Origin of the sequence: Telmatospirillum siberiense (assembly GCF_002845745.1) — a bacterium.
Classification (GTDB): Bacteria; Pseudomonadota; Alphaproteobacteria; order Rhodospirillales; family Magnetospirillaceae; genus Telmatospirillum; species Telmatospirillum siberiense.
Genome location: NZ_PIUM01000017.1, coordinates 46,341 through 63,849, shown reverse-complemented (window position 1 = coordinate 63,849; position 17,509 = coordinate 46,341). Strand labels below are relative to the sequence as shown.

General features: G+C 65.7%; 15 protein-coding genes. 12 read left to right on the top strand and 3 right to left on the bottom strand.

Going from position 1 to position 17,509, the window contains the following annotated elements:
- Window positions 1-49: 49 nt before the first annotated feature.
- Window positions 50-829 (bottom strand): IclR family transcriptional regulator, encoded by a 780-nt coding sequence (locus CWS72_RS14885; RefSeq protein ID WP_199175698.1) that lies wholly within the window; start codon window positions 827-829, stop codon window positions 50-52.
- Between the two features lie 69 nt (window positions 830-898).
- Here CWS72_RS14885 and CWS72_RS14880 point away from each other — a divergent pair, with 69 nt between their 5' ends.
- The 8 genes from CWS72_RS14880 to CWS72_RS14845 all read left to right on the top strand — a co-directional run bounded on the left by CWS72_RS14880 (window position 899) and on the right by CWS72_RS14845 (window position 10,191).
- Complete coding sequence (locus CWS72_RS14880) at window positions 899-2,311, top strand: amidase (RefSeq protein WP_101251410.1); 1,413 nt, start codon at window positions 899-901, stop codon at window positions 2,309-2,311.
- Window positions 2,312-2,413: 102 nt separating this feature from the next.
- A complete protein-coding gene (locus CWS72_RS14875; RefSeq protein WP_101251409.1) occupies window positions 2,414-3,106 on the top strand; it encodes a GntR family transcriptional regulator in 693 nt (230 codons plus the stop codon).
- A gap of 2 nt (window positions 3,107-3,108) precedes the next feature.
- Complete coding sequence (ggt, locus tag CWS72_RS14870; RefSeq protein WP_101251453.1) at window positions 3,109-4,701, top strand: gamma-glutamyltransferase; 1,593 nt, start codon at window positions 3,109-3,111, stop codon at window positions 4,699-4,701.
- A 32-nt stretch (window positions 4,702-4,733) separates the two neighbouring features.
- Window positions 4,734-5,675 (top strand): ABC transporter permease, encoded by a 942-nt coding sequence (locus CWS72_RS14865; RefSeq protein WP_101251408.1) that lies wholly within the window; start codon window positions 4,734-4,736, stop codon window positions 5,673-5,675.
- 26 nt (window positions 5,676-5,701) lie between these two features.
- Window positions 5,702-6,592 (top strand): ABC transporter permease, encoded by an 891-nt coding sequence (locus CWS72_RS14860; protein WP_101251407.1) that lies wholly within the window; start codon window positions 5,702-5,704, stop codon window positions 6,590-6,592.
- A 4-nt stretch (window positions 6,593-6,596) separates the two neighbouring features.
- On the top strand, window positions 6,597-7,586 hold the full coding sequence (locus CWS72_RS14855; protein ID WP_101251406.1) for an ABC transporter ATP-binding protein: 990 nt from the start codon (window positions 6,597-6,599) through the stop codon (window positions 7,584-7,586).
- Window positions 7,583-8,581, top strand: a complete 999-nt coding sequence (locus CWS72_RS14850; RefSeq protein WP_101251405.1) for an ABC transporter ATP-binding protein — start codon at window positions 7,583-7,585, stop codon at window positions 8,579-8,581. The genes CWS72_RS14855 and CWS72_RS14850 overlap by 4 nt, the downstream gene beginning before the upstream one ends.
- A 14-nt stretch (window positions 8,582-8,595) precedes the next feature.
- The gene (locus tag CWS72_RS14845) at window positions 8,596-10,191 is read left to right on the top strand and encodes an ABC transporter substrate-binding protein (protein ID WP_101251404.1); all 1,596 of its coding nucleotides are present in this window, start codon (window positions 8,596-8,598) and stop codon (window positions 10,189-10,191) included.
- A 540-nt stretch (window positions 10,192-10,731) separates the two neighbouring features.
- Here the strand turns inward: CWS72_RS14845 and CWS72_RS14840 are convergent.
- Entirely contained in the window at window positions 10,732-11,343 is a 612-nt protein-coding gene (locus CWS72_RS14840) for a hypothetical protein (protein ID WP_101251403.1), read from the bottom strand.
- 135 nt (window positions 11,344-11,478) lie between these two features.
- A complete protein-coding gene (gene mutY / locus CWS72_RS14835; RefSeq protein ID WP_101251402.1) occupies window positions 11,479-12,540 on the bottom strand; it encodes an A/G-specific adenine glycosylase in 1,062 nt (353 codons plus the stop codon).
- A gap of 196 nt (window positions 12,541-12,736) precedes the next feature.
- On the opposite strand from mutY, the gene CWS72_RS14830 reads away from it, so the two are divergent.
- From CWS72_RS14830 to CWS72_RS14820, 4 genes are read left to right on the top strand one after another with little or no spacing between them, the layout of a single operon-like run.
- Window positions 12,737-13,231 (top strand): DUF721 domain-containing protein, encoded by a 495-nt coding sequence (locus tag CWS72_RS14830; RefSeq protein WP_101251401.1) that lies wholly within the window; start codon window positions 12,737-12,739, stop codon window positions 13,229-13,231.
- Between the two features lie 41 nt (window positions 13,232-13,272).
- The gene (locus tag CWS72_RS14825; RefSeq protein WP_101251400.1) at window positions 13,273-13,869 is read left to right on the top strand and encodes a DsbA family protein; all 597 of its coding nucleotides are present in this window, start codon (window positions 13,273-13,275) and stop codon (window positions 13,867-13,869) included.
- 13 nt (window positions 13,870-13,882) lie between these two features.
- The gene (locus CWS72_RS27820) at window positions 13,883-14,041 is read left to right on the top strand and encodes a hypothetical protein (RefSeq protein ID WP_158240665.1); all 159 of its coding nucleotides are present in this window, start codon (window positions 13,883-13,885) and stop codon (window positions 14,039-14,041) included.
- Window positions 14,038-17,493 (top strand): AAA family ATPase, encoded by a 3,456-nt coding sequence (locus CWS72_RS14820; protein ID WP_101251399.1) that lies wholly within the window; start codon window positions 14,038-14,040, stop codon window positions 17,491-17,493. The genes CWS72_RS27820 and CWS72_RS14820 overlap by 4 nt, the downstream gene beginning before the upstream one ends.
- The last annotated feature ends 16 nt before the right edge of the window (window positions 17,494-17,509 follow it).

Here is a 17,509-nt window from a genome sequence, read left to right as displayed (position 1 = left end):
GGGCCGGAAACTCGCAGTCCCGCGCCCGGCAGTTCGGCCAATCCAGCCCTCACCCCCGGCTGATCGCTTCGGTGACAGCCATCAGCTGCGGAACCAGTTCGCGAACGATCCGCGCCTCGCCCCACTGGTCGGTCGTCATTGTCATATTGACCGCCGCCGCCGGTTGCCGTCCGAAATCGGGGACCGCGGCGGCGACACCGATCTGGCCGATCAGCACCTGATCGCGAGCGATGGCGAAGCCTTGGCGGCGAACCGTCTCGATTTCCCGGCGTAGCGCCTGGGCATCGGTCTCGGTGTGGGGCGTATAGCGGATCCGGCCCGGGGCCGCCAGGACGGCATCCAGTTCGTCATCCCCGCAATGCGCCAGCAAGGCCCTGCCGGCACTGGTGCAAAAGGCCGGCATCCGCCGTCCCGGCAGCATTTCCGCCAAGGTCAGCCGCTGATCCGGCTCGCGCACCGCATAGACGATGTCGGCTCCGTCCCGCAGGCTGAGATTGACCGCCACCCCCAGCCGCTCTCGGACCGCCAGCAGATGGGGCATCGCCCGGCCGGCCAGCGGATGGCCGCGCAGGAAGAAGAAACCCAGCTCGAGCACCCGGATCCCCAGCCGGAAACGACGGCTTCGCGCGTCCTTCTCCAGATAGCCCATCCGCTCCCAGGTGTGGGCGAAACGCTGCGCGGCGCTCTTGGTCAGCCCGGTCGCCGCCGCCAGTTCGGTCAATCCCAGACTGTCCGTCGTTCCGCGGAAAGCCGCCAACAGCCGCATTCCGCGCTCCAGCGATTCGACGAACAGGAGATCCCGCCCTCCTTCGGCGACATCCATTGCCATGATCTCCAAAAAGATCCATTCTATCCATTAAGCGATATTAAGTATCGCATATCGATACGGAGCCTGTCTATGGAATCTGATCCCTGCCTGCGTCCAGCCGTCGAAACACTCAGCGAAATCCGAGCCGGCCACCTCAGCGCACGGGAGCTGATGGCCGCGCATCTTGAGCGGATCTCCCAAATCAATCCCCGCCTCAACGCCATCGTCACCCTGGAGGCCGACAAGGCGATGGAGAATGCGGCGGCCGCCGACGAAAGGCAGGCCCGGGGCGAGGATCTCGGCCCGCTTCACGGATTGCCCATCGCGCATAAGGATTCCTTCCAGACCAGGGACCTGCGCACCACTTTCGGATCGAAGCTCTTCGCCGACTTCATCCCGAACGTCGACAGCCTGGTGGTCGCCCGCGCGAAAGCGGCGGGGGCGATCTGCGTCGGAAAAACCAATTTGCCGGAATTCGGGGCCGGATCGCACACCTTCAACGCGCTCTTCGGCTATAGCCGCAATCCTTACGACATCAGCCGCACGCCGGGCGGCAGCAGCGGCGGATCCGCCATCGCGCTCGCCACCGGCATGACCGCCCTTGCCGACGGTAGCGATATGGGCGGATCGCTCCGCAATCCCGCCGGCTATTGCAATGTCGTCGGTCTCCGGCCGTCGATCGGACGGGTCCCCCAATGGCCTTCCGCCAATGCCTTCAGCACCTTGACCGTCGCCGGACCGATGGGCCGGACCGTCGCCGATACCGCCCTGCTGCTCAGCGTGCAGGCCGGCGCCGATCCCCGCGACCCCTTGTCGGTCCCCGGCGACGGCGCCCTCTTCCGCACGTCCCTGGATGGCGACACCAAGGGACTGAGGATCGCCATCAGTCCCGACCTCGGCGGCCTGCCGATGGATCCCGAGATCCGTTCGATCACCGCGGCGAGCGCCGGTCTTTTCGAAGACTTAGGATGCGTCGTCGAGGAGGCGACGCCGGATCTGGGCGAGGCCAACTCCGCCTTCCAGGCTCTGCGGGGATTGGCTTTCGCGACGGGCTACGGATCCACCCTCGAGCGTCATCGCGATATGCTCAAAGAGACGGTGATCTGGAATATCGAACTGGGACTGGCCCTCACCGGCCGACGGGTGGCCGAGGCGGAGGCAGCCCGCCTGCAGGCATTCCACCGCATGCGGAATTTTCTCGAAACCCACGATTTCCTTGTCGCCCCGGTCAGCCAGGTGCCGCCATTTCCGGTGGAAGAGGAGTATGTCCGTGCCATCGATGGCACCGACATGGAAACCTATATCGACTGGATGAAGTCCTGTTATCACATCTCGATAACCGGTCATCCCGCCATTTCCGTCCCCTTCGCCTTCACCGCCGGCGGCCTGCCGGTGGGCATCCAGATCGTTGGAAAATACCGTGACGAGCTTGGATTGCTGAAGCTGGCGCAGGCCGTCGAATCGGTCCGGCAATGCTGGAAGCGTCACCCAATATGCTCATAATTTAGGCTTAACTCCATACTGATTAAATTATGGACACTCTGACTTTTTGGATATATGGATGCATGGATACGTGGATCCAATCTTAAATTTCCGGGGACGCCAATGTACGGAGATCCGCAGTCCTACAGCTCAGCCCAGGAGGAGGCCTACCGCTTCATTCTGGCCGCCATCCGCGAGGGCCGGTATCGGCCCGGCGACCACCTGATCGCGAAAGACGTCGCCGCCGAACTGCAATTGAGCCGCATGCCGGTGCGCGAAGCCCTGGCCCGGCTGGCGGTCGAAGGGCTGGTCACCACGCGTCCCAACCGGGGAGCGGTGGTCACCAGACTGACCGCCGATGAAATCAGCGAGTTGTTCGAAATCCGGGCGGTGCTCGAGGGCCTGGCCCTTCGCCTGGCGATACCGTCCATCGATGCCGGGGTGATCTCCGAACTGAACGGGTTCCTCGATCGCATGGAACAAAGCGATGCGGGCGAGAACGGTCAATGGAACCATCACCACCAGGCGTTTCATCAGTATCTCTCGGGACTGAGCCGGCGCCCGACGCTGATCCGCCAGATCAACTCGCTCTACGCCACCATCGATCCCTACCTGCGCATCTGGTTTCATCATGCCGAGAAGCCGCGCGGCGCCACCCCGCCGCAGCGACTGCTGGTCGAGGCGATCAAAAAGGGCGATCCGGCGGAAGCCGAGGCCGCCATGCGCGCCCATGTGCTGCGCACCGCGCCCAGCCTCGTCGAATTCATCAAATCCCAAGACGGGCTGTGCGCCCCCGAAAAAGCCCGAAAGGCCTGAACATGCGAGACTTCCAGTCACCCGGCCGCTCCCAGGTGGTCGCCTGCAACGGCATGGCCGCCACCTCCCACGGCCTGGCCACATTGACCGCCGTCAATATGCTCGCCGCCGGAGGCAACGCCATGGATGCCGCGGTCGCCGCCTGCGCCGTGCAATGCGTGGTGGAACCGGGCTCCACCGGGATCGGCGGCGATTGTTTCGCGCTTTTCTCTCCCGCCGGCAGCGATCGATTGATCGCCTACAACGGATCCGGCCGGGCGCCGGCCGCCGCCACCCCGGAGTGGTATCGGGAGAACGGCTTTACCGAGATCCCCAGGCATTCCCCCCATGCGGTGACCATCCCCGGGGCGGTGGACGCCTGGACGCGGCTGATCGCCGACCATGGACGCAAGAGCATGGAAGAGGTGCTGCGCCCCGCCATCGCCCTGGCCCGGGATGGCTATGCCATCACCCCCCGCGTCGCCTTCGATTGGGCGGCGCAGAAGGATCTGCTGGCGAAAGATCCGAACACGGCGGCCATCTTTCTGCCGGACGGGCGGACGCCGCATGCCGGCGAAAAGCATCGGCAAACCCGGCTCGCCGACACCCTGGAAGCAATCGGCGCCGCCGGTCGCGATGCTTTCTACCAGGGCGCGGTGGCGGCGGAACTGGTGGACTGTCTGCGCGCCAAGGGCGGACTCCATACCCTCGATGATTTCAAATCGGCCCGGGGCAATTACTTCACGCCGGTGAAAACCACCTTCCGGGGATACGACATCCACGAATGCGGCCCCAATGGACAGGGCATCATCGCCCTGCTGATCCTCAACATCTTGAGGGGCTTCCGAGCCGAGGGCGAACCGATGTCGGTGGAACGCCTGCATCGGGAGATCGAAGCGACCCGCCTGGCCTACTCGGTCCGCGACGCGGTGCTGGCCGATCCGGATCAGGCTCCCGTCCCCACCGACTGGCTGCTTTCCGACGCCCTGGCCGACCGGTTGCGCGCCGTCATCGACCCGAAGCGGGCGGTGGAGACCCTTCCCTGCTTCGCGCCGCCCGAACATCGGGACACCGTCTATATCACGGTGGTCGACAAGGATCGCAACGCCGTCAGCTTCATCAACTCTCTATTCAACCCGTTCGGCAGCGCCATCGCGGCGCCCGCCTCCGGCGTGCTGCTGCATAACCGGGGCCAGGGATTCGTGGTGAAACCGGGCCATCCCAACACCATCGCGCCCGGCAAGCGACCGTTGCACACCATCATCCCGGGAATGGTGACCAAAAACGGGCGTGTGCATATGTCGTTCGGCGTCATGGGCGGCCATTATCAGGCCATGGGGCATGCCTATTTCCTCTCCAGGGTCCTGGATTACGGCATGGACATGCAATCGGCCATGGAACTGCCGCGCCTGTTTCCCAAACCGGGCTCGGGCGAGGTGGACGCCGAACATACCCTGCCGTCCGCCACCCGTTCCGCGCTGGCCGAACGCGGCTTCCGGCTCACCGAACCAGCCGCGCCCATCGGCGGAGCCCAGTCGATCATGATCGACTGGGAAAACGGCACTTTGACCGGCGCGTCCGACCCCCGCAAGGACGGCTGCGCCCTGGGCTATTAGATGCGCCATCGGAACAGGAAGAAGGAAAAGCAATGCTGATCTACCTGTTGAAACGCCTGTTGACGACGGTCCCGGTGATGCTGCTGGTCGGCCTGTTCGTCTTCAGCCTGTTGTTCGTGGTCCCCGGAGATCCCGCCGCCATGATCGCCGGCGATCAGGCCAGTATCGCCGACATCGCCCGCATCCGCGCCAGCCTGGGCCTCGACCGTCCCTTTCCGGTCCAATTCTGGAATTGGCTGTGGCGACTGGCGCACGGCGACCTGGGGCAATCGATCTTCAGCGACCAGCCGGTGACGATGCTGATCGGCCAGCGCGTCGGTCCGACCCTGTCCCTGATGGGGATGACCATGCTCGTCTCGGTCGGACTGGCCGTTCCCATGGGGGTGATCGCGGCCTGGAAGGCGGGAAGCCTCATCGACCGCTTTCTGATGGCGCTGGCGGTGCTGGGCTTCTCCCTGCCGGTCTTCGTGGTCGGCTATATGCTGGCCTATGTTTTCGCGCTCAACCTCGACTGGCTGCCGGTCCAGGGCTATGTCCCGATGGATGATGGTCTCTGGCCCTGGCTGTCCCGCCTGATCCTGCCCTCGGCGTCGCTGGGCTGCGTCTATGTGGCCCTGATCGCCCGCATTACCCGGGCCACCATGCTCGAAGTGCTGACCCAGGACTATGTCCGCACGGCACGGGCCAAGGGGCTGGGATCCGCCAGTATCCTGATGATCCACGCCCTGAAGAACGCCTCGGTTCCGATCGTGACCGTCATCGGCCTGGGAATCGCGCTGTTGATCGGCGGAACCGTCGTGACGGAAAGCGTCTTCGCCATTCCCGGACTTGGCCGCCTCACCATCGACGCCATCCTCCATCGCGATTATCCGGTCATCCAGGGCGTCGTGCTGCTCTGCAGCGGCACTTACGTGCTGATCAACCTGCTGATCGACCTTTGCTACAACCTTCTCGACCCGAGGATCCGCTATTGACCCAGTTCCCATCCCCCGACCGGACGATGGCAAACCTCGCGGTCGCCGAGGCTTTGCCCGATATCCTGCCGCCCATCCGCCGCAGGGGCCCCGTCCGTACTTTCATCGCACGGCATCCGACGCTGGTGTTGGGGGCGGGACTGTTGCTGCTGCTGGTTCTGACGGCCGTCCTGGCGCCTTGGCTCGGAACCCTGGATCCAGGCGCATTAGCGCCGGCGCGGCGCCTTCGGCCCCCTTCGGGAAACAACTGGTTCGGAACCGATCAACTGGGACGAGACATCTATTCCCGCGTGATCTACGGAACGCGCGCCTCGCTGATGGTCGGCTTCGGCGTCTCACTGCTGTCGTCCCTGGTCGGGCTCGCCATCGGCCTGGTATCCGGCTTCGTGCGCTGGAGCGACGGGCTGATCATGCGGGCCATGGACGGGCTGATGTCGATTCCGCCGGTTCTGCTGGCCATCGCCCTGATGACCCTGTCCCGGGGCAGCATGGGCAACGTCATCCTGGCGATCACCATCGCGGAAATCCCTAGGGTGTCGCGCCTGATCCGGGGCGTCGTGCTGTCCTTGCGCGATCAGCCCTATGTGGATGCGGCGATCGCCTGCGGCACGCGAACCCCGATGATCATCTTCCGCCACATCCTGCCCAACACCCTGGCCCCGATGACGGTGCAGGCCACCTACATCTGCGCCAGCGCCATGATCCTCGAAGCCATTCTGTCCTTCGTCGGGGCCGGCACGCCGCCATCCATTCCGTCATGGGGCAATATCATGGCCGAGGGCCGGGCCCTTTGGCAGGTCAAGCCCTACATCGTCTTTTTCCCCGCCCTTTTCCTGTCGACCACCGTGCTGGCGGTCAATCTGCTGGGCGATGGGCTGCGCGACGCGCTGGACCCGCGCATGGTCAAGGGGGTTTGACGCCATGGCCTTGCTCGAAGTCGAAAATCTCCAGACCCATTTCCGCACCCCGGAGGGAGTCAACCGGGCGGTCGAGGGCGTCAGCTTCCATGTCGAGGAAGGCGAAACGCTGGCCATCGTCGGCGAATCCGGCTGCGGAAAATCGGTTACCTCCATGTCGCTGATGCGCCTGATCCCCCCATCGGCCGGACGCATCGCGGGATCCATCCGTTTCGACGGCCGCGACCTGCTCGGCCTGCCGGAGCGCGAAATGCGCTCCATCCGCGGCAACGATATTTCGATGATCTTTCAGGAGCCGTTGACCAGCCTCAACCCCGTCCTGACCATCGGATACCAGATCGGCGAAACATTGCGTCTGCATCAGGGCCTGTCGGCCGCCGAGGCCCGGGCCAAGGCCATCGAAATGCTGACCCTTGTCGGGATTTCCGAGCCTGCCCGGCGGATTGCCTGCTATCCCCACGAATTGTCGGGAGGAATGCGCCAAAGGGTGATGATCGCCATCGCCCTCGCCTGCAACCCCAGGCTTTTGATCGCCGACGAACCGACCACCGCGCTGGACGTGACCATCCAGGCGCAAATCCTTGACCTCATGCGCGACCTGAAGCAACGCGTGGGAGCGGCCATCGTGTTGATCACCCACGACCTCGGAGTGGTCGCCGAAATGGCCGAACGGGTCATGGTCATGTATGCCGGACGCAAGGTGGAGGAGGCTCCGGTCGCCCAGTTGTTCAAGACGCCCCGCCACCCCTATACCCGGGGATTGCTGGGTGCGATTCCCCGGTTGGGATCGTCGCTCACCGGCCGCCAGGAGCGGTTGGCGGAAATCCCCGGCCAGGTGCCAAGCCTCAAGAACCGCATTACCGGTTGCGTGTTCGCCGGCCGATGTTCACAGGCCGACGAGATCTGCCGGACCATCGCCCCCGGGCTCGAAACCAAGGCCCCGGGCCATTTCGCCGCCTGCCACCAGGCGCTCAGGGAGGAGGCGCCGTCATGAGCAATCCGCTTCTGCAAGTCAACGACCTGGTCAAGCATTACCCCGTGGGCCGCACCCTGTCGGGTCGCCCCAAGTCGGTGGTCCATGCGGTGGACGGCCTGTCCTTCCATGTCGATCGCGGGGAAACCCTGTCGCTGGTCGGCGAATCGGGCTGCGGGAAGTCCACCGTGGGCCGCGCCATCCTGCGTCTGGTCGACATCACCATGGGCCAGATCGTTCTGGATGGCCGGCGCATCGACGACATTTCGCAAGCCAGCCTGCATCCCGTGCGCCGACGCATCCAGGTCGTCTTCCAGGACCCGTTTTCCAGCCTCAATCCGCGCATGCGGGTCCGCGACATCCTGGCCGAGCCGATCCGCAATTTCCGCCTGGCGACGGGACAGGATCTGGAGAGGCGACTCGGTGAATTGATGGATATGGTGCAACTGCCCCGCGATTCGCTGGGACGCCTGCCTCACGAATTTTCCGGAGGCCAGCGTCAGCGCATCGGCATCGCCCGCGCCCTGGCCGCGAAACCGGATCTGATCATCTGCGACGAAGCGGTCTCGGCGCTCGACGTCTCGGTCAAGGCGCAGGTCGTCAACCTGCTCCAGGATCTGCAACGGGACCTGGGGCTGGCCCTGCTCTTCATCAGCCATGACCTGGCGATCGTCGAACATATGACGCAGCGGATCGCCGTCATGTATCTCGGCAAGATCGTCGAGATCGGCGAACGCCGGCAAATTTTCGGCGATCCCCGGCATCCTTATACGGTCGCCCTGATGTCGGCCTTGCCGACACCCGATCCGGAAACCCGTCGCCGGCGGGTGACCCTGGTCGGCGACGTTCCCAGTCCCATCGACCCGCCGCCGGGGTGCCGCTTTCACGGCAGATGCCCGCTGGCCGGGGAAACATGCCGGCGGATCGAACCGGATCTCCGTCAGATCGCCCCCGGTCATTGGGCGGCCTGCCATCTGGACGACATTTCCGCCATGACCCGGGATGCCACCGTTTGAAGAAGGGAAAAACAATGGATCGACGTCAGTTTCTGAAAATGTCCGCCGTCGCCGCCGGCGGCACCGCCGCCTTTTCGATCCCGCGTCTCGCCCGGGCGGACAGCACGCGCATCCTGCGCTTCGTCCCTTATGCCGACATCGCGATCGTCGATCCCGTCTGGACCACCGCCTACACCACCCGCACCCACGCCCTGCTGGTGTTCGACACCCTGTTCGGACTGGACGACAATTTGACCGCCCAGCCGCAGATGGTCGAGGGATTCACCGTCGAGAACGACGGTAAGCTATGGACGCTCACCTTGCGCTCCGGTCTGCTCTTCCACGACGGCAGCAAGGTTCTGGCCCGCGATTGCGTCGCCTCCATCAAGCGTTGGGGCGTGCGCGACGCCTTCGGGCAGGCCTTGATGGCCGCCACCGACGAAATCACGGCAAAAGACGATCGCACCATTGTCTTTCGGCTGAAAAAGCCCTTCCCCATGCTGCCCGACGCCTTGGCCCGTCCCAGCGCCATGGTGGCGGCGATGATGCCGGAACGCCTGGCGATGACCGATCCCTTCAAACAGATCACGGAGGTGGTCGGCAGCGGCCCCTTCCGCTATCTGACCGAGGAACGGGTGGCGGGCGCGCGCCATGTCTACGCCCGCCACGAGGGCTATGCCCCCCGCGGCTCCGGCGCGGCCAGTTTCACCGCCGGTCCGAAGGTGACCTATTTCGATCGCGTCGAATTCCAGGTGATCCCCGACGCCGCCACCGCCGTCGCCGCCTTGCAGACCGGTTCGGTGGACTGGGTCGAGGCCCCGATGATCGACCTGCTGCCCACGCTGCGCAAAAGCAAGGACATCACGGTCGAAATCAAGGATCACAACGGCATGGTCGCCCAGCTGGCGATGAATCACACCCAGGCGCCGTTCAACAATCCGGCCATCCGGCGGATCATCCTCAAGGCGGTCAACCAGGTGGACTGCATGACCGCCGTCGCCGGCAGCGAGAAGGACCTGTGGAGCGCCAATTTCGGATTCTATAGCGCGACCTCGCCGATGAGGAGCGGTGAGGGCCTGGCCGCCATCGCCGGCCCCAAAAATACGGATGCCCTCAAGAAAGAGCTCGCCGCCGCCGGCTACAAGGGCGAGCGCGTCGTCATGCTGGCCGCGCAGGACGTGCCGCGGATCAGCGCCGTTTGCGAAGTCGTCGCCGAAATGTTCCGGAACCTGGGCATCAACCTCGATTTCGTGGCCTCAGACTGGGGGACCGTGATTCAGCGCCGCACCAACCGGCGGTCCGTCGACGAGGGGGGCTGGAGCTGTTTCGTCACTTATTGGTCCGGGCTCGACATGGCGACGCCGGCCACCAATTCCGCCTTGCGGGCGAACGGCGAGAAGGCCTCGCCGGGCTGGCCCTCTTCTCCGGCATTGGAATCCCTGCGTGAACGCTGGCTGGATGCCAAGACCCTCGAAGAGCAGAAGAAAGTGGCCGGCGAAATTCAGCTGCAGGCCGTCCAGGACGTCCCCTTCGTGCCGGCCGGACAATATTTCCAGCCAACCGCCTATCGGCGAAACCTGACGGGGATGCTGAACGGCTTCGCCCTTTTCACCAACCTGAAAAAAGCGTAGCGGCGCGCTTCATGTCACGGGACCGGCATGGAAGGCCGGTCCCACCGCCGCAGCATCCCCCGTCGGCCTGGCGGATTCACGCATCGCTAATTTTGTCGTCTTATCAGTGCATTGCCAGCCTTGGATAAAACGGAGGCCCATAGGCGCCAGGATAGGAAAAATATCCCCTCGCCCGCTTTGCGGGAGAGGGGACGAGCGAAGCGAGTTGGGTGAGGGGACTTACGCGCGGGAGCGCGGAAAAAGTGTGCAGAAACAAACAAGTCTTTATGTCGCGCGGACGCTAAGTCCCCCTTACCCGGCCGCTAAAGCGGCCACCATCGATTACCGACGAACGCGCCACTGGCGCGTTCGCGCCGGACGTCCAGTGGACGTCCGGACGGCATCGATCCCCCAAGGGGCGAGGGTTTATCCGGGCGCCTATGGGCACGGAGGCCGGTGCCACTGAGGAATAGCTTCGTCTTTGGCTCGCGGACGACAGATTTTTCTCCACCGAAAAAAAGATGTGCGAATGCCGTAGCCCCGTCGTCCGGGATGAACGCTCTATTTCGCGGCCGGGGCGCCCTTGCCGGATTGGCTGGGGCAGGCGTGCTTGGGATCCGCCGTGTCGCACAGCATGACCTGACGCATGAAGGCCAGCCATTCGGTCGTCATCTCGGCGGGCACCGGCAGATGGTCCTTGCTGAACGAGGGGCCGCGCCAGGAACGCCAGATCACATAGGCGCGGTCGCGCCCGCTGATCACCTTGTAAAGGCTGAGCTCGCCGTCGCCCCATTGCTTGGACTTGGGACAGGCGACGGCTCGCATGGCCGTTTCGAAGCCGTTCTCCACCGCCAGGCTGACCTGCCCGGCGCCAATGTCCTCGCAAGCATTCTTGACGATTTCCAACTGATCCTTCAGCACGTCCTGGGCCGCTTTGCCCCCCATGCCGCCGATCATCTGCACGGTCAGCATCTCGGTCCAGTTCTTCAACGTCTGCCCGGGCGGCAACACCTCGGTGACGTCGACGTTGCCCTTGGCTTCGTGGAAACCGACCGTCCAGCCCTTCGGCGGCAGAATATAAAGCTGCTCGCTGGCCGGCGGCGGCTCCGCTCCGGCCAGGGAAAATGAAGAACAAAAAAGAACGCCCAAGACGGCGGAAAGTACGAAACGCATGAGGATCCCCTTTTGGCGTTCTTAAGGCCTGTCGCGAAATAATCGCTCCAACCCTTAAGATTCCATATGACGCCTGCTCCGCTACGGCGGGCTCAAACGCCGCTCGGGCTTAAGGGCCCGTTAGTCAACGGGCCCTTAATACGCCTTGGCCAACGCATGGCGAACCACTTTTCGCATGACCGTCGGCAAAGCCTGATCCCCAAGACCATCCAGCGGGCACCACAACCCTTTGGCCAGTTCCGGCGTGCGGGCCCTTCCGGCCACGACCAGCAGTTCAAGATGAAAATGGGTGAAGGTGTGGGTGACCATGCCCGACAGGGGCCGCCATTCGGCGGCGACCGGAGCGGAGTCCCGCGCCTCGGCCAGATCCCACGGTTCGGCCCGCCAGGGCGTCGACGGAATTTCCATCATGCCGCCCAGCAAACCGCTTTCCGGCCGGCGGCGCAGCAGAACGGCGCCATCCTTGCGCAAGGTCCAGAAAGCGAGGCCTCGGCGGGTCGGGCGGGCCGGCTTGGCCAGCTTGGCGGGCAGTTCATCGGCGATGCCCTGATGGCTGGCGTCGCAATCCTGAAGCCACGGACAAAGCACGCAGGCCGGCTGCCGGGGCGTGCAGACCGTGGCCCCCAGGTCCATCAGCGCCTGGGCATAGTCGCCCGGCCGCGACGAGGGCGTCAGACCGGCCGCCAGGGCCTTCAATTTCGGTTTCACCGCCGGCAGGGGATCGGTGACGGCGAACATCCGCGCGATCACCCGCTCGATATTGCCGTCCATGACCACGGCCGGGCGGCCGTGGGCGATGGCGGCGATGGCGGCGGCGGTATAGTCGCCGATCCCCGGCAACCCGCGCAAGGCCTCCTCCTCGTCGGGAAAGACCCCATCCCGCCATTCCGCGACCAGTTGGGCGCATTTGTGCAGATTGCGGGCCCGGGCGTAATAGCCCAGTCCGGCCCATGCCGTCAGGATGTCGTCGAGGGAGGCGGCGGCCAGATCCTTGACCGTCGGCCAGCGCTTGATGAAGGTCAGGAAATAAGGCGCCACGGCAACCACCGTGGTCTGCTGAAGCATGATCTCGGAGAGCCAGACGTGGTAAGGGTCCGCCACTCGACCGGGAGGGGCGCGCCAAGGCAGCACGCGGGCGTTTCGGTCATACCAGGCGAGGATGCGCTTCGACAGGGCGGCGGGAGTGGCGTGCGGCATGAGCGGAACGATAACACAGCGATCGCCGTCCGCGAGCGGAGGCTTTGAGAATTTATTGCGCCTCCGGCTTCCTCCGGGACCAAACGCCCAGGGTAGTCGGGTTCACCCGATTACCCCGATCAAACGCCGTTTCCCCCTGGACTCGCGGCAAGAGTAAGCTACCTTCCCCGATTGAAACCTCCTCGACGGAAGGCCCATGTCGGACCAGCCAGAAGACAGGCGCGGCAGCTCAGGCCCACGCGCCATCGCCGAAACCACCCAGCGCCTCACCCGGCGTTCGCTGGGAAAGCGGGGCTTTACCGAAGCCGCGCTGATCGCGGAATGGCCCACCGTCGTCGGCTCCATGCTGGGAAACGCGACGCTGCCGCTGCGCATCGTCTTTCCGCGCGGCCAACGTTCGGCCGGCACGCTGCATGTCCGCGTCGGCTCGGGCGCCCTGGCCACCCAACTCCAGCATCAGGAGCCGCTGGTCGTGCAGCGAATCAACGGCTATTTCGGCTATGGCGCGATCGCCCGGCTGGCCATCACGCAGGGTCCGGTGGCCCGCCGCCCGGTCCGCCGGACGCCCGCCGCGCCGGTCCTGGAGCCCGAGGATGAGGCGCGCCTTTCCCAACGCCTGAGCGGGATCGAGGATCCGGAATTGAAGGCGGTGCTGGCCGCCCTCGGGCGCCATCTTGCGGTAAGACGCTGAAGGGCCTTAATATCCCGCGCATTCTCATTGAGGAGGACCGAGTGAAGAATTTTGTTCAGACGGTGATCATGCTGGCCGCCTTGGTGCTGGGTGGAACGATGACCGCCCATGCGGCGGACAAGCCCTGGGCCATCGACGAGGTCATGGGCAAAGCCGACGCGCCGATCACCATCATCGAATATTCCTCGCTGACCTGCCCGCACTGCGCCAAGTTCCACAGTGAAACCTTTCCCAAGATAAAATCCGAATGGATCGACACCGGCAAGGCCAAGCTGATCTTCCGCGACCTGCCGTGGGATGCCCTGGCCCAGGCCACCGCCATGGTGTCGCATTGCTCGGGCGATCGTTATTTCGCCTTCCTCAACACCTTCTTCCGCACCCAGGAGCAATGGGCCCGCAATCCCTCGCCGCTGACCGCCATCAAGACCATCGCCAAGCTGGGCGGCATGGGCGAGGAGCAGGTCGACAAATGCATCGCCGACAGCGGCCTGTTGAACGAAATCAACGCCCGCAAGGAAGACGCGATGAGCCGCTACAAGGTCGATTCGACGCCCAGCTTCATCATCGGCGGCAAACTCTATTCGGGCGACATGTCCTATGACGAGTTCGCCAAGCTGCTGAGCGCGCAAGGCAAGTAATCGGTCCTGGTTGGTGACGCAGCTTCCACACCAGCATAATCCGGCCCTTCCCTCCGCACGGCGGGGCGGGCCGGATACCCTGGACGCCAGGGCGGCCCGCCGCCCCTCGCGGGAAAGGGCTTTCCGCGCCCTGGTCCCGGCGCCCATGGGCGGTGTGGTGCAAGCACTGTGATTCATTTCCAGCGCCTGCGGCTGTCGGGCTTCAAATCGTTCGTCGATCCGATCGATGTGGTGATCGCCCCGGGCATGACCGGGGTGGTCGGCCCCAACGGCTGCGGCAAATCCAATCTGGTCGAAGCGCTGCGCTGGGTGATGGGAGAAACCTCGGCCAAGCAGATGCGCGGCGGAGAGATGGACGACGTCATCTTCGGCGGCAGCGCCAACCGCCCGCCCCGCAATCTGGCGGAAGTCACCCTGGTTCTCGACAATCGAGCGCGGACGGCGCCGGCTCAGTTCAACGATTTCGAGGAATTGGAGGTGACCCGCCGCATCGATCGCGGCCAGGGGTCCCTTTATAAGGTGAACGGCAAGGAAGCGCGCGCCCGCGACGTGCAGATCCTGTTCGCCGACGCGGCGACGGGAGCCCGCTCGACGGCGATCGTCAGTCAGGGCCGGATCGGCGCCATCATCAACGCCAAGCCGTCGGATCGCCGCAGCCTGCTCGAAGAGGCCGCCGGCATTGGCGGTCTGCATTCGCGCCGACACGAGGCCGAACTCCGCCTCAAGGCCGCGGAGGCCAATCTCGAACGGCTGGTCGACGTGCTGTCGACCCATGACACCCAGCTTCAGGCGCTGAAGCGCCAGGCCCGCCAGGCGGCCCGTTACCGCAATCTGTCGCAGCAGATCCGCGACATCGAGGCCAGGCTGCTGGCCGCCCTGTGGGCGGCCGCCATGCAAGATCTCGATGCCGCCCGTGACGGCGGCGATGACGTCGAGCGCCAGGTCGCCACCCTGACCGGATTGGCCGCCGAGGCCGCGACGCGGCAGACGGAAGCCGCCGTCGGCCTGCCCGCCCTGCGTCAGGCCGAGGCCGAGCGGGCCGCCAAGCTGCAACGGCTTTCCCTGGCCCGCGAGCAGCTCGACGCCGAGGAGGGCCGCCTGGGCGCCGCCAAGCGCGACCTCGAACTCCGGCTGGAACAGATCTCCACCGATCTGCACCGGGAAGCGGCGCGGGCCGCCGACGCCGAACAGGCGCTGGGACGGCTGGCCGACGAAAAGGACGCCCTCGTCTCGGCCTGCGCCGACGAGGCCGACCAACAGACGCACGCCACCGGCGAGGTGGAGACCATCACGGCCGAAGCCTCGGCGATCGAAGCCGAACTGGCCAAGGTGATGGAGGAAGTGGCCGCCGCCGATGCCGACCGCGCCGCCGCCCTGCGCGCCGTCGGCGAGGCCGAGGCCCGGCGCGAACGGCTGGAAAGCCGGGCCCGGGAAATGATAGATCTGCGGCAGGCCGCCGAGGCCGAGGCCATCGATCAGGCCGAGTTGACCTCCGCCGAGATGGACCTTGAGGAGGCGCTGGAATATCTGGAAACCTGCCGCGCCCAGGCCGAAGGGCTGGAGCAGCGCCGCCACGACGCCCAGGCGGCCCGTGAAAGAGCCAGGGATATCCTCCAGGAAGCGACCTCCTCGCGGGCCAGACTGCAGGCCGAGGCCGACGCGCTCAAGGAACTGGTGGCCCAGGCGGCGGGTGGCGATCACGCCCCGGTGCTGGACGACGTCAATGCCGTGAGCGGCTATGAAATCGCCCTGGGCGCCGCCCTCGGCGAGGATCTGACCGCCCCCCTGGAGGCCGAAGCGCCCTTCTCCTGGCGCTCCTTGCCGCCCTTGGCGACACCGCCCGCCCTGCCCCCCGGCATCCCGCCCCTGTCGCACTACGTCACCGCGCCGCCGGCCCTGGCCCGCCGTCTCGGGCAGATCGGCGTGGTGAACGATCCCGGCCAGGGCGCGTCCCTGCAGGCCGATCTGGCTCCCGGACAGCGCCTGGTCAGCCCCGACGGCGCCTTCTGGCGCTGGGACGGTTTCACCGCGCAGGCCGGCGCCCCCAGTCCGACCGCCGTCCGCCTGCGCCAACGCAACCGGCTGCGCGAATTGACGTTGCAGATCGACGACGCCGAATTGGGCGTGGCCGAGGCCGAGAACCGAACGGCGGAGGCCGCCGCCGCGGTCGAGCGGGAAGCCGCCGCCGAACGGCAGGTCCGCGAGGACATGAAACGGGCCGAAGGCGACGCGGCCAAGCTGCGCGAGGCGCACGCCAAGCTGGCCCAAAAGGCCGCGGCCGCCCAATCCAGGCTGACCGCGCTCTCCGAACGCGAAACCGCGATCGAGGCCGATCTCGCCGAGGCACGGGCGGCGGAAGAAACGGCGCGGACCGTGGTGGCCGGCTTCACCGGCAACAACGAGGGACGCGACAGGGTCGCCTCGCTGCGAGCCGATCTGGCCGAGAAGCGGACCCATCTGGTGGAAGCCCGCAGCTTTCTCGACCGCCTGCTCCGCGAGGCCGGCGACCGGCGCCGCCGGTTGGACGCCATCACCAGCGAGGAAACATCGTGGGGCGAGCGGTCGGTGACCGCCGGCCGCCATCGCGAGGAACTCGAGGAACGGAGGGAAACGGTCTTCTCCGAACTGGAGCATCTGGCCGCCCTGCCCATGGAAATCGCCGAGAAACGCCAGACTCTGCTCGACGACATGGCGACCGCCGAGGAGGAGCGCCGACAGGCGGCGGCGGCCCTGGTCGACGGGGAACAATTGCTGGCCGCCGCCGAGCGCATGCTCAAGGAGGCCGAACAGGCCCTGGCCGCCGCCCGCGAGGAGCGCATCCGCCGCCAGGCCGCCATCGCCGCCGCCGCCCAGCAGGCCAAGGCGGTCGCCGAGCGCATCGCCGAAAAACTCGACCTCACCCCCACCCAACTCGCTGAACAGATCGACGGCACCGAGCCCGTCGACGTCGCCGAGGCGGAGGCCAAGCTGGACCGGCTGACCCGCGAACGCGAAAACATGGGACCGGTCAACCTGCGGGCCGAGGAGGAAGCGGCGGAACTTGAGCAACGGCTCGCCGAGCTCACCGCCGAGCGCGACGATCTGGTGGCGGCCATTGCCAAGCTGCGCCAGGGCATCAGCGATATCAACCGCCAGGGGCGGGAACGCCTGCTCGCCTCCTTCGAAGCGGTCGACCAGCATTTCCGGGGCATGTTCGTGCGCCTGTTCGGTGGCGGACGGGCCCATCTCACCCTGACCGAATCGAACGATCCCCTTCAAGCCGGACTTGAAATCATGGCCAGCCCGCCCGGCAAGCGGCTGCAGGTCCTGTCCCTGCTGTCTGGCGGCGAACAGGCCCTGACGGCCCTGGCGCTGCTGTTCGCCGTTTTCATGACCAATCCCGCGCCCATCTGCGTGCTCGACGAGGTGGACGCGCCCCTCGACGACGCCAACGTCGACCGCTTCTGCTCGATGGTCGGCGAGATCGCCCAGACCACGAAGACGCGCTTCATGGTGGTGACCCATCACCGCATGACCATGGCCCGGATGGACCGGCTGTTCGGCGTGACCATGGCCGAGAGAGGAGTCTCGACGGTCGTGTCGGTGGATCTGCATACCGCCGAGGCACTGCGGGAGCCCAATTGAGGGAAAAATATAACTT

Bases quoted from the DNA above. Each gene is read 5' to 3' on its own strand.
- ggt (WP_101251453.1), top strand. From the start codon at position 3,109: ATGCGAGACTTCCAGTCACCCGGCCGCTCCCAGGTGGTCGCCTGCAAC.
- CWS72_RS14850 (WP_101251405.1), top strand. From the start codon at position 7,583: ATGAGCAATCCGCTTCTGCAAGTCAACGACCTGGTCAAGCATTACCCC.
- CWS72_RS14845 (WP_101251404.1), top strand. From the start codon at position 8,596: ATGGATCGACGTCAGTTTCTGAAAATGTCCGCCGTCGCCGCCGGCGGC.
- CWS72_RS14875 (WP_101251409.1), top strand. From the start codon at position 2,414: ATGTACGGAGATCCGCAGTCCTACAGCTCAGCCCAGGAGGAGGCCTAC.
- mutY (WP_101251402.1), bottom strand. From the start codon at position 12,540: ATGCCGCACGCCACTCCCGCCGCCCTGTCGAAGCGCATCCTCGCCTGG.
- CWS72_RS14865 (WP_101251408.1), top strand. From the start codon at position 4,734: ATGCTGATCTACCTGTTGAAACGCCTGTTGACGACGGTCCCGGTGATG.
- CWS72_RS14830 (WP_101251401.1), top strand. From the start codon at position 12,737: ATGTCGGACCAGCCAGAAGACAGGCGCGGCAGCTCAGGCCCACGCGCC.
- CWS72_RS14855 (WP_101251406.1), top strand. From the start codon at position 6,597: ATGGCCTTGCTCGAAGTCGAAAATCTCCAGACCCATTTCCGCACCCCG.
- CWS72_RS14860 (WP_101251407.1), top strand. From the start codon at position 5,702: ATGGCAAACCTCGCGGTCGCCGAGGCTTTGCCCGATATCCTGCCGCCC.
- CWS72_RS14885 (WP_199175698.1), bottom strand. From the start codon at position 829: ATGGCAATGGATGTCGCCGAAGGAGGGCGGGATCTCCTGTTCGTCGAA.
- CWS72_RS14880 (WP_101251410.1), top strand. From the start codon at position 899: ATGGAATCTGATCCCTGCCTGCGTCCAGCCGTCGAAACACTCAGCGAA.
- CWS72_RS14840 (WP_101251403.1), bottom strand. From the start codon at position 11,343: ATGCGTTTCGTACTTTCCGCCGTCTTGGGCGTTCTTTTTTGTTCTTCA.